Here is a 10,135-nt window from a genome sequence, read left to right as displayed (position 1 = left end):
GCTCGCCGCCGGTCACCACCGGCAGGGCCGGAATGTCGTAGATCGGCTTTTCCGGATAGAGCTCGGCGCACTGGCCGCCGGGCTTGTCGAGGATATCGACCAGATGCGCCTTCAGGCCCAGCAGGCCCAGCTCGAAGATCGCGAAGAGGCCGACCGGGCCGGCGCCGATGATCACGACATCGGTGGTCATGCGGGATTCCGTCACTTCAAGACCTCCTCTTCCTCTGCGGGCTCTTCCTCACCGGGCCGCTCAGCGCAGGCCGTCCTCGCCCTTCACGTCTTCGGCCTTGAGGCCTCCCATACGGGCATGGATACGCGGGCCGCAAGCCATGGCAAGCACAAACAAAATCTCGTCGGGGCGCGGGCCATCGGCCATCCCGACCTCCATCGCATCGAAATGACTGCGTACATAGGCGGCATTGATATGACCAAGCGGGATGTCGATGCGTGCGCCGAAAGCCCCGACCTTTTTCGAAGACGGCACGATGGCCTTGGAATCGCCGAGCCGTTCGCGCATGGCATAGCCGCCCGGCACATGCCAGAGCGCCCCGTGCTCCAACTCGCCCGCCGTGCCGACAATCGCGCCTTTGCCGAAACCGTCTATGACCGCGATATCGCCGCCGAGTGCAGAGATCAGGCGGTCTGTCATGTCAAGCCCGAGCGGCTTCAGATCGTCCATCGCGCTTTCCAGTTCGTCCGCATACCCACCCGCAAAGGGGTTTTGCACCAATGCAAGCGCGGCGGCGCGGCGGCGCGGAACCCCCGGGGCCGTTCCACCCTCATGAAAAATTTCTTCTGTCACGAGCGCGATTTTGCGCAGGGCGAATTCAGGCATGGATCGAACCTTTGCGTATGGAGGGGGCCGGCAAGATAACCAGCGCAGGCGTGTCTGCCTGCGCACCAGAAATAATGGAACCGCATTCACGCGATTCACCACACAAAAAGAGAGCCGCTGCTTCGATAAGATCACGCGCCAGCATGCTATTGGCTGTGGCAACCCCGTTTTCGAGCGCTTCCGCGATGTCGGCGGACGCAAGCTGCCCGACCGCTTTTGTTACCAGCCGGCCCCGCAAATCGCTGTCGGGGTCGATCCCATTTGCCGGAACACGCGTGACACCCGGGTGCCCGGGCAGGTCCACGGCATTGGCAATCAGCGTTGCGGCAGTGTCGGCAGCAGCGGCGGAACGGGCGAGCACCGTTACGGCATCGGCGATGCCGAGCGAATGGCTGCGCCCACGCCAACCACTCGTGGCAATGCCGCGGACAGGATCGGTAAAGCGGATCGCCAGTCGATCGGCAAAGCCGCGGTCGGTCCCGGCGATGGCAACGTCGATGCTTTCGCCCTCGGTCAGATGAAAGGCAACGTCCCCGCCATTGTTCACATAGGCGCGCGCGAGCGTTCGGCCTTCGACGAGCGCTGCCAGAATCTCGTCAGCGACGCTGCCGGCCACCGCCGCCATCGGGGTGACAAAGGCAGGCACATATGCATGAACGGCCGTCTCCATCCGAAGCGCGGTGGAGGAGGTAAAAGGGCGGGCCTTCGCACCCGCCGGTCTGCGCAGCGCCGGCAGTTCCGCCACCAGTTCATCAAGAATCGTTTCGAAGCGCCTCACGGCCTGCCGATAAGCGGCGAGCCGTTCCCGTTCCTCCCCGAACGCCTCGACGATCAGGTCGATTGGACCATGGTTCAGATGCAAGCGGCGGCCATCGGCGAGCCAACTGACAGCGGGGCCGTTCATCGTTTCGGCTCCCGTCGCAATTGCTGGAGCGGCGGCCAGGGATTGGAAACGGCAGCCACTTGTGTCTTCCGCGGATTGAAATACTCGCCGCCCTTTTCCAAAACGTCCTCGACACTTCGGACCTCGTTTCCGTAGCCGCCAAGGCGAACGTAATCCTCACGTCTGAGCGTAAATTCGATGGGCGCCACCAGCGCCGGCGTCGGCACATAACCGAAAGCGTTTTCGGGTGTACGCATCACATCAACCATGATGGTGATGCCCCCGCCCGGCCACACATAGACCGGAGCGCCACCCACCGTGACATAGGTATTCAACCCCTGAACAGAGCGTGTCAGATTAACGGGGTTCTCGGTCACTCCGGCGCGAAGGCTACCACCCGCCCCGCCCATGAACAGGACCGTGCAAAGCGCCGGCTCGCAGTTTTCTTCGATCAGCGCCACCGACTTACGCAAAGCGTCGGGAAAAGGTTTCTTCACCGGTTTGAGCGCCATATCCAGTTCGTAATAGGCAAACTGCTCGCCGGTCGTAGACACCATAAGCAGGGAGAGGCCCGGCCGCGCACCCTTCTTTTCGTTGAATGGGCCGAGTATTTCCAGCGGATCGTCGATCGTCGTACCGCCCCAGCCGAGCCCCGGTTCGGACACCTTGAAATAGCGCCCCGGCGTTGAACGGCGGCCGATGATCTTGATGCCGGTGTCCTCCCAACCGATTACCTTGCCGGCCTGATGCTCGGAAACGACTCCGGTTATGTGATCGTCCACAACCACGACCTCATCCACCAGACCCTTCCATTGCGAGGCAAACATGCCGATGGTGGCCGAGCCGCAACCGACCCGCATGCGTTCCTCGCGGGTGCCGTCGATGACCGGCGGCTTTCCGGCCTGCACGACGACGCTGGCGCCGCCGTCGATGGACAATTCCACCGGCTTCTTGTTGCAAAGGTCCATCAGCGCCCGGCAGGTAATCCGACCCTCGACCTTCGAACCGCCGGTCAGGTGATGAACCCCGCCGAGCGATAGCATCTGGCTGCCGTATTCGGCGGTGGTAACATGACCGATCGCCTCGCCATCCGCCCGCACCATTGCGGCTTCGGAACCGAGATGCCGGTCAGTGTCGATCTTCACCTTGACGCCGCAATAAGAGAAAATTCCCTCCGTGACCACCGTGACGAGATCGACGCCCTCGACCTCCTGGGAAACGATAAAGGGGGCCGGCTTGTAATCGGGATAAGTGGTCCCTGCTCCGATCGCGCTCACGAACCGGCGCTTTGTGTTGACCAGCGCGCCATCCCATGGAGCTTCCCCCTCGAATGGGACAACCATGTCGCCTTCTTCAGCCGCGTGTTCGAGAATGGCGACCGGATCGCAGCGCGTGATGCGCCCACCGAAGTTTCCATAACGGTCACAAGCGCCGGTGCGTCCCTCGGCGATGTAGCACATGACGGGGCAGGCATCGCAGCGCAGCTTGTCGCCCGCCGGCTGCTTGGGCGGAGCCGCCTCAAAACGTTCTGTAAGCTCGTTCATCCTCTACCCTCCCGCGCCCGGATAGCCGCCAGAATGCGGCTCGGCGTGGCAGGCACCTTGGTCACTTCGACTCCCACGGCATGGCGGATCGCATTGAGAATTGCCGGCGCGGTGGGAATAAGCACATGCTCGCCCAGTCCTTTGGCGCCGAATGGTCCTTCCGGATCCGGTATTTCCAACAAAATCGTCTCGATCGGAGGCACATCACCCACGGTGGGGATCAGATAATCGTGCAGGTTTTCTGTGCGGCCCGGCACATACTCCTCCATGAGAGCGAGACCGATACCCTGCGCTATGCCGCCCTCGATCTGCCCTTCCACCAGGAGCGGGTTAATGGCACGGCCTACATCATGGGCGGCAGTGATCCGCAAGAGCCGCACGGTGCCAAGCGTGGTGTCGACCTCCAACTCCACAAGCTGAGCGCCGTAGCCATATACGGCATAGGGAACACCCTGTCCTTTCTCGTCCAGCGCCGTGGTCGGCGGATCGTAGGTTTCCTCTGCCGAAAACACATAACCATTCGCGTCGGGCTCGATGCCTGACAGGTCCAGCTTCCGGCGCGCGGCACCCTCACGAATGACAAGCGCACCATCTTCAAGTTCGATTGCCGCGCCATCCGACACATTGGCAAACCGCAACAACTCTTCACGAAGCGTCCGCCCCGCTTTTTCCGCCGCCTTGCCTGTCACATAGGTTTGACGCGACGCTGAAGTTTTGCCTGCGTCGGGCGTCACTGCGGTATCGCCGTCAACAAGCCGGAACGCCGAAAGCGGCAGGCCGCTTGCATCGGCACATATCTGTGTCACGACCGTATTGGAGCCTTGACCGATATCGACCGCGCCCTGATGCAGCATCACCGCGCCGGAGGCCGTGATGCCGACACGGATCGTCGAAGGATTTGGCAGAGCGGTGTTGCCGCAGCCGTACCAGCAGGAGGCAATGCCGATGCCGCGCCGCACTCTTCCGTCGGCGGCGTTGGCACTGTCGGCCTCCGCCTGAGCGCGCGCCCAGTGCGGCTTCAGCGCATCGAGACACGGGCGAATGCCGACCCCCGAAAGCGCCTGCCCGCATGTGGTGCGGTCGCCATCGACAAGCGCATTGTCGATGCGAAATTGCAGCCGGTCGCGGCCAAGCTTTTCGGCCAGCCGGTCGTAGAGCGTTTCCTGCATGATGGTGGCCTGCGGCACACCGAACCCGCGGAACGCGCCGGACACGGGGCCGTTGGTGTGGATGGCTCGGCCTGTGGCGCGATAGTTCGGCGTGCGATAGGGGCCGGAGGCATGAACCGGCACGCGGTTTGCCACCGTTGGCCCCCAGCTCGCATAGGCGCCAGTGTTGAAATCCCCTTCAAACACCATGCCGGTGACGCGCCCCGCCTCATCCGCCGAAATCGAAGCGCGCATTGTTGCCGGGTGGCGCTTGGTGGTGGAGCGCATGGAATCCCCGCGCGTATACACAATCGCCGCCGGTCTCCCGGTCTTGAGCGCCACCAGCCCCACCAGCGGCTGCAAGGAGACGTCAAGCTTGGAACCAAAACCGCCGCCCGTCGCCAGCGGCACGATGCGCACCTTCTCCGGCGGCAGACCAAGCACCTTGGCCGTGTCGTCGCGATCCATATAGGGCGCCTGCGTGCAGGCTTTGATGACGAGCGTCTCGCCCTCCATCATCGCATAGCCCGCTTCCGGCTCGATATAGGCGTGCTCCACATAAGAGGTCTCGACCTCACCAGAGACCGAGACAAAGGCCTCGGAAAGCGCGCCTTCCGGGTCGCCGCATTCCACGAACCCTCGCGTCAGCTCATTGCCCGTCCGCCCCTCATGCAAATCCGCAAAGCCATCCCGCCGGGCCTCATCGGGTGTCAGAGCGTGGGGCAGTTCCTGCCAGCGGATCGGGAAGGCATCCAATTCGAGTGCCTCGATTGCGGCACGCTCGCCCGCAATCAGCGCCACCGCCTCGCCGCGAAACCGCGCCCGACCCTCGGCCAGCGCCGGTTGATCGGCGAAAGGCGGGATGACGCCAAACCGGTTTTCGCCTGGAATATCGGCTGCCGTGAAAACCGCGGCAACGCCCGGATGCGCGGCGATGAACGCCTCCGTGTCACCGATCTCGAAATCGGCATGCCAATGCGGCGACCGCACCACCGCCACCGAAAGCGCATCGGCAGGTCGCTCATCCGCACCGAAGATCTCCGTTCCCTTCACCTTGCGCTCGCCATCGAGCCTGATCGGCGAGGCACCGACGGCACGGCCCTGCTCCACCATGCTGGTATCAACACCCACGGAGCGATTGGCGTTCATCACCGCCTCGATGATCTTGCGGTAACCGGTGCAGCGGCACAGAACCCCGCCCAGCGCGTCCTGCACCTCGGTCTCAGACGGTGTCGGGTTCTGCTCCAGAAGTGCTGCCGCGCTCACCAGAACGCCCGGTGTGCAAATCCCGCACTGGGCCGCCCCGTGGCGCAGGAAGGACTCCTGAAGCGCCGACAGACTGCCATTGGCTAGCCCCTCCACGGTGCGCACCTGGGTGCCCGAAAGATTGGCCGCCGGGACGAGACATGCGCACACCATCGCGCCGTCAACCATAACGGTACAGGCTCCGCAATCGCCCGCATCGCAGCCGACCTTCGTGCCGGTGAGCCCCAACCCGTCCCGCAGAACGGAAGAAAGCCGTTGAAGCGGAGCGACCTCGGCGACCACCGGCTTGCCATTGACCTCGAAGGAAATCGAAAAACGCGCGCCGCTCATGCCGCAGCCCCCCGACAATCCATCCCGTCCAACGCTTGTTCCAATGCACGTACCGCGATCTCCCGAGCCGCCTCCACACGATATGCCGCAGTACCCCGCACATCGTCGATGGGCGAGAGTTCGGGAAAATCGTAATCGGAAATCGCCCGACGAATGTCGGCACACATAGCGCCTTTAAGCTGTGCCTCGAGACCGGAAAGACGCTGTGCCACCGCCGAGCAAGAACCAACGCTGATCGCCGCCTCCGCGATGCGCTCGCCGTCGCGGACGACCCGCGCCGCGGCCATGGCGATCGAGATCACCAGATAACGTCTTGCTCCCAGCTTCACAAAGCCTGATGCTCCTCGCGAGGACGCTCTGGGCACATGGATCGCAGTGAGCAATTCTTCAGGTGTCCGCGCCGTCTCGCGATTGCCGAGAACGAAAGCCGAGAGCGGCAGATGACGAACGCCCTCGGCGGAACGCAGTTCAACGTCCGCATCGAGGGCCAGAAGTGGCGGAACACCATCGGCGGCCGGCGACGCATTGCAAAGATTGCCGGCGATCGTTCCGGTGTTCTGAATCTGCACCGAACCGACCTCACGGGCAGCGCGCTTAAGCATGTCGAAAGCGGGCGGCAGGGGCGCATCGATCACTGTACTCCAGCTTGTACGCGCGCCGAACACAATATGTGTCTCCGTTTCGTGTATTCCCTGAAGGGCCGACAGGCCGTTGATATCAAGCACGTCGCTTTTCATCGGCCCTGCGCCGAGAGCGGGATAGAAATCCGTGCCGCCCGCAAGAATCGTCCAGCGCTTCGTGCATAAGAGCCCGAGCGCTTCCTCCAGTTCGGTCGGTCTGGCATAGTCCATGCTCAGCCTGCCTTCCCAATCGCGACACCGTTCCCAAGCCCTTTTCGATGCTCTTGCGGCAGGGCTTAAATTCATTTGTATACGAATGATACGCTCCTTAGCGTGCTTGTCAAAGGGGAACATTCGGTCCACCTTCGCGCTGATTTCATGCAAACAGGAGACAGGGATGGCCGATGAGGCATTGATCGTGATCGATGTGCAGAACGATTTCTGCCCCGGCGGGGCGCTCGCCGTGGCGGGCGGCGACGAGGTGGTTCCAGTCATAAACGGGATGATCGAACGCTTCGAGCACGTGATGCTGACGCAGGACTGGCATCCGGCAGGCCACTCGAGCTTCGCCTCGTCGCATTCCGGCAAAGCCCCCTTCGAGACGATCGAGATGCCCTATGGCACGCAAACCTTGTGGCCCGACCACTGCGTGCAAGGAACCAAAGGGGCAGCATTTCATGAAGGGCTCGCCTGGAACAGGGCGGAGCTTGTCGTCCGCAAAGGCTTCCGCCAGGCAATCGACAGCTATTCTGCCTTTTTCGAGAACGATCATGAAACACCGACCGGCCTGTCAGGCTATCTGCGCGAACGCGGCATCACCAGGGTGACGCTGGCGGGCCTGGCGACGGATTTCTGCGTCGCCTATTCGGCCATAGACGCATGTCGACAAGGTTTCGAGGCCACCGTGGTCCTCGACGGCTGCCGCGCCATTGACCTTGGCGCCTCACTGGCTGGTATGACGGCGAAGATGAAAGAGGCTGGCGTAACGCTGGCATGAAAAAGGGGTGAGGCGCCCCTATCACCCTACCCCTACATAGCGATGCACCATATCCGGATCGGCGCGCAGGCGTTCCACATCAACCGTCTCGCGGTTGCGGCCATTCTCGATGAAGGCAACACGATCCGCCACGGGCAGAACGGCATCAACCCGCTGCTCGACTAGGATGGTGGAAACTCCGCGCTCGCGCAGCCCCGCCACCGTCTCGCGAATCCGTGCGATCATCGACGGCATCAGCCCCTCGGTCGGCTCATCCAGCAGCAGCACCTGCGGCTCAAGACACAGCGCGCGCGCCATGGCCAGCATCTGCTGCTCGCCGCCCGAAAGCGTGCCGGAGCGTTGCTTCAGCCGCTCGCGCAGAACCGGAAAGAGCGCGAGCACGCTGTCGCGCGTTGCAGCGCCGTTGCCCCGTGTCATCAGCCCGATCTCGATGTTCTCACCCACCGTGAGTTCTGAAAACAGCCGACGCCCCTGCGGCACATAGGCGACACCGGCTTTCGGGACCTCGTGCGGCGCGAGGCCGGTCAGGTCCACATCGCCAAGCAGAATGCGCCCCGCCGTTGCCGGCACCAGCCCCATGATCGTCTTCAGCGCCGTGGTCTTGCCTGCGCCATTGCGGCCAAGCAGGCAGAGCACCTCGCCAGAGCGTAACTCCAGATCGAAGCCGCGCAGCACCTGCACATGGCCATAGGCGCTATCGACATTCTCCATTTTCAGAGCAGCCGTCATCTCAACCTCCGAGATAGGCCTGCTGGACGGCTTGGTTGGCGCGGATCTCGGCAGGTGCGCCCTGCGCGAGAATGCGCCCCTGCTCCATCACCGTGATGCGCTCGGCAAGCGCCATGACCACATCCATATTGTGTTCGATCAGAAGCACCGTCGCCTCCTCGCCGATCTGGCGCACCAGCGCGACAAAGTTCTCGATCTCGCTGTCGGAAAGCCCCTGCGTGGGCTCATCGAGGATCAGAAGTCGCGGCCGGAGCGCCAGCCCCATCGCGACTTCGAGCAGCCGCTGATGACCGTAGGACAGATTGCCGGCCACCTTGTGTGCATGTTCCGCAAGCCCCACCTTCTCCAGCGCATCCAGGCCATGTTCGGTGAGCGCGTGCGCGGACAGGCCGCGTTCATGATCGTCGATCAACTGCCTCTGTACCGCCAGCGCCACATTATCGAAGGCCGTCAGATTGGCGAAGACACTGGTGATCTGGAACGTGTAGGCGATGCCGGCGCGCACGCGCTTGTGGGCCGGCATCTTTGAAATGTCCTGCCCGTCGAACACGACGCGTCCCTCGGTGGGCGCAACACGCCCACATATAAGGCTTACAAAAGTGGTCTTGCCGGCCCCGTTCGGGCCAATAATCGCGTGCGTCTCGCCCTCAGGCAAAGAGAAATCCACACCATCGACCGCACGCAGACCGCCGAAAGACCGGCCAAGCCCATGAGTTTCAAGAAGCGGGCTCACGGTAGCCATGGCAACCACCTTTCACGCACCGTGCCGATGATGCCTTTGGGGAAGAACAGAATAACACCGATCAATACCAGCCCGACCACCATCAAATGCGCGGTGGTGTAGCTCGACGCCGTGTCGATCACATAGAACATGAACAGCGTGCCGATGAGCGGGCCGAGCGTCGTCGCCGCACCGCCGACCAGCACCCAGAGCAGCGGCAGAATGGAATACTGGATCGCCGCAAAACCAGACCCGACATAGCCGAACAGAACCGCATAAGCAGCGCCCGAAGCGGCGCAGAAAATGCCGGAAATCACCACCGAAGCCAGCTTGTTGGCGAAAACGTCATAGCCCAGCATGCGCATGCGCTCCTCGTTCTCGCGAATGGCGATCAGCGAGCGGCCATAGGGCGCGCGCACCAGAAAGAGGATCGCCGCCAGCACCAGCGTGAACAGCGAAAGCGCCACCAGATAGCGGGTCGAGGGATCGGAAAGATCGAGCATCCCGCCGGAAAAGCCTAGAACCCGCGTTTCCTGCGGCAGAACGAGCCCCTCCTCGCCGCGCGTATAGGTCGTGAAGTAGAGGGTCATCAGGTAGAAGACCTGCGCGAACATCAGCGTCACGATCATGAACGCCACGCCGGTGGTGCGCAGCGCCAGAAAGCCGACAACCAGCGCCAGCGCAGCACCGGCGGCAAGCCCCGTTCCGAAGGCCGGCCAGACGCTCCATTCCAGATGATAGATCGTCAGGCCCGCACCATAGAGCCCGGCGGCAAAGAACATGGCATGCCCGAGGCTGAGCAGGCCCGTATAGCCGAAGGCCAGATTGTAACCCATGGCGAAAACAGCCAGCACCAGAACCCGTGCAAACACACCACGGTGATATTCCGGCAAGAGAAAATTGAGAGCCAGCAGCGCGAATACCACGCCGATATGAAGCGCAATGGATTTTGTCGAAGGCGTCAGTCTGGTCATCGTGCCGCCGCTCCGAAAAGCCCTTGCGGGCGGAACACCAGGATCATGGCGACGGCCAGCGTCGCCAGCATCTTGGCGAGCGTCGGCG

10 protein-coding genes and 1 pseudogene are annotated in these 10,135 nt (G+C 62.7%); 1 reads left to right on the top strand and 10 read right to left on the bottom strand.

The window, feature by feature from the left end:
* From QZ638_RS19605 to QZ638_RS19580, 6 genes are all read right to left on the bottom strand, one after another.
* Positions 1-190 (bottom strand): NAD(P)-binding protein (locus QZ638_RS19605; protein ID WP_295813584.1); only part of this gene is annotated, 190 nt, incomplete at its 3' end.
* Between the two features lie 60 nt (positions 191-250).
* Complete coding sequence (locus QZ638_RS19600; RefSeq protein ID WP_295813583.1) at positions 251-835, bottom strand: amino acid synthesis family protein; 585 nt, start codon at positions 833-835, stop codon at positions 251-253.
* Positions 828-1,739 (bottom strand): UPF0280 family protein, encoded by a 912-nt coding sequence (locus QZ638_RS19595; RefSeq protein WP_295813582.1) that lies wholly within the window; start codon positions 1,737-1,739, stop codon positions 828-830. Before QZ638_RS19595 ends, QZ638_RS19600 begins: the two co-directional genes overlap by 8 nt.
* Positions 1,736-3,262 (bottom strand): 6-hydroxynicotinate reductase, encoded by a 1,527-nt coding sequence (locus tag QZ638_RS19590; protein WP_295813581.1) that lies wholly within the window; start codon positions 3,260-3,262, stop codon positions 1,736-1,738. The genes QZ638_RS19595 and QZ638_RS19590 overlap by 4 nt, the downstream gene beginning before the upstream one ends.
* Positions 3,259-6,006 carry a molybdopterin cofactor-binding domain-containing protein gene (locus tag QZ638_RS19585; protein ID WP_295813580.1) on the bottom strand — a complete coding sequence of 916 codons (2,748 nt, stop codon included), beginning with the start codon at positions 6,004-6,006 and terminating at the stop codon, positions 3,259-3,261. Before QZ638_RS19585 ends, QZ638_RS19590 begins: the two co-directional genes overlap by 4 nt.
* On the bottom strand, positions 6,003-6,857 hold the full coding sequence (locus QZ638_RS19580; protein WP_295813579.1) for a xanthine dehydrogenase family protein subunit M: 855 nt from the start codon (positions 6,855-6,857) through the stop codon (positions 6,003-6,005). Before QZ638_RS19580 ends, QZ638_RS19585 begins: the two co-directional genes overlap by 4 nt.
* A 166-nt stretch (positions 6,858-7,023) precedes the next feature.
* Here QZ638_RS19580 and pncA point away from each other — a divergent pair, with 166 nt between their 5' ends.
* Complete coding sequence (pncA, locus tag QZ638_RS19575; protein ID WP_295813578.1) at positions 7,024-7,623, top strand: bifunctional nicotinamidase/pyrazinamidase; 600 nt, start codon at positions 7,024-7,026, stop codon at positions 7,621-7,623.
* A gap of 21 nt (positions 7,624-7,644) precedes the next feature.
* On the opposite strand, the gene QZ638_RS19570 is transcribed toward pncA, so the two are convergent.
* The 4 genes and pseudogenes from QZ638_RS19570 to QZ638_RS19555 all read right to left on the bottom strand — a co-directional run.
* Complete coding sequence (locus QZ638_RS19570; protein ID WP_295813577.1) at positions 7,645-8,352, bottom strand: ABC transporter ATP-binding protein; 708 nt, start codon at positions 8,350-8,352, stop codon at positions 7,645-7,647.
* A gap of 1 nt (position 8,353) precedes the next feature.
* Positions 8,354-9,094 carry an ABC transporter ATP-binding protein gene (locus QZ638_RS19565; RefSeq protein ID WP_295813576.1) on the bottom strand — a complete coding sequence of 247 codons (741 nt, stop codon included), beginning with the start codon at positions 9,092-9,094 and terminating at the stop codon, positions 8,354-8,356.
* On the bottom strand, positions 9,082-10,047 hold the full coding sequence (locus QZ638_RS19560; protein ID WP_295813575.1) for a branched-chain amino acid ABC transporter permease: 966 nt from the start codon (positions 10,045-10,047) through the stop codon (positions 9,082-9,084). The genes QZ638_RS19565 and QZ638_RS19560 overlap by 13 nt, the downstream gene beginning before the upstream one ends.
* Positions 10,044-10,135, bottom strand: a pseudogene (locus QZ638_RS19555) (branched-chain amino acid ABC transporter permease); the annotation flags it as partial. The gene QZ638_RS19560 and the pseudogene QZ638_RS19555, both read right to left, overlap by 4 nt.

Source organism: uncultured Nitratireductor sp., from assembly GCF_913053745.1.
Classification (GTDB): Bacteria; Pseudomonadota; Alphaproteobacteria; order Rhizobiales; family Rhizobiaceae; genus Nitratireductor.
The sequence above is the reverse complement of the archived record's forward strand: the minus strand, read 5'-3'. Positions and strand labels throughout refer to the sequence as shown.

What these genes read in the sequence shown, in the direction of transcription:
- QZ638_RS19600 (WP_295813583.1), bottom strand. Translation starts at nt 835, where the DNA reads ATGCCTGAATTCGCCCTGCGCAAAATCGCGCTCGTGACAGAAGAAATT.
- QZ638_RS19595 (WP_295813582.1), bottom strand. Translation starts at nt 1,739, where the DNA reads ATGAACGGCCCCGCTGTCAGTTGGCTCGCCGATGGCCGCCGCTTGCAT.
- QZ638_RS19590 (WP_295813581.1), bottom strand. Translation starts at nt 3,262, where the DNA reads ATGAACGAGCTTACAGAACGTTTTGAGGCGGCTCCGCCCAAGCAGCCG.
- QZ638_RS19585 (WP_295813580.1), bottom strand. Translation starts at nt 6,006, where the DNA reads ATGAGCGGCGCGCGTTTTTCGATTTCCTTCGAGGTCAATGGCAAGCCG.
- QZ638_RS19580 (WP_295813579.1), bottom strand. Translation starts at nt 6,857, where the DNA reads ATGGACTATGCCAGACCGACCGAACTGGAGGAAGCGCTCGGGCTCTTA.
- pncA (WP_295813578.1), top strand. Translation starts at nt 7,024, where the DNA reads ATGGCCGATGAGGCATTGATCGTGATCGATGTGCAGAACGATTTCTGC.
- QZ638_RS19570 (WP_295813577.1), bottom strand. Translation starts at nt 8,352, where the DNA reads ATGACGGCTGCTCTGAAAATGGAGAATGTCGATAGCGCCTATGGCCAT.
- QZ638_RS19565 (WP_295813576.1), bottom strand. Translation starts at nt 9,094, where the DNA reads ATGGCTACCGTGAGCCCGCTTCTTGAAACTCATGGGCTTGGCCGGTCT.
- QZ638_RS19560 (WP_295813575.1), bottom strand. Translation starts at nt 10,047, where the DNA reads ATGACCAGACTGACGCCTTCGACAAAATCCATTGCGCTTCATATCGGC.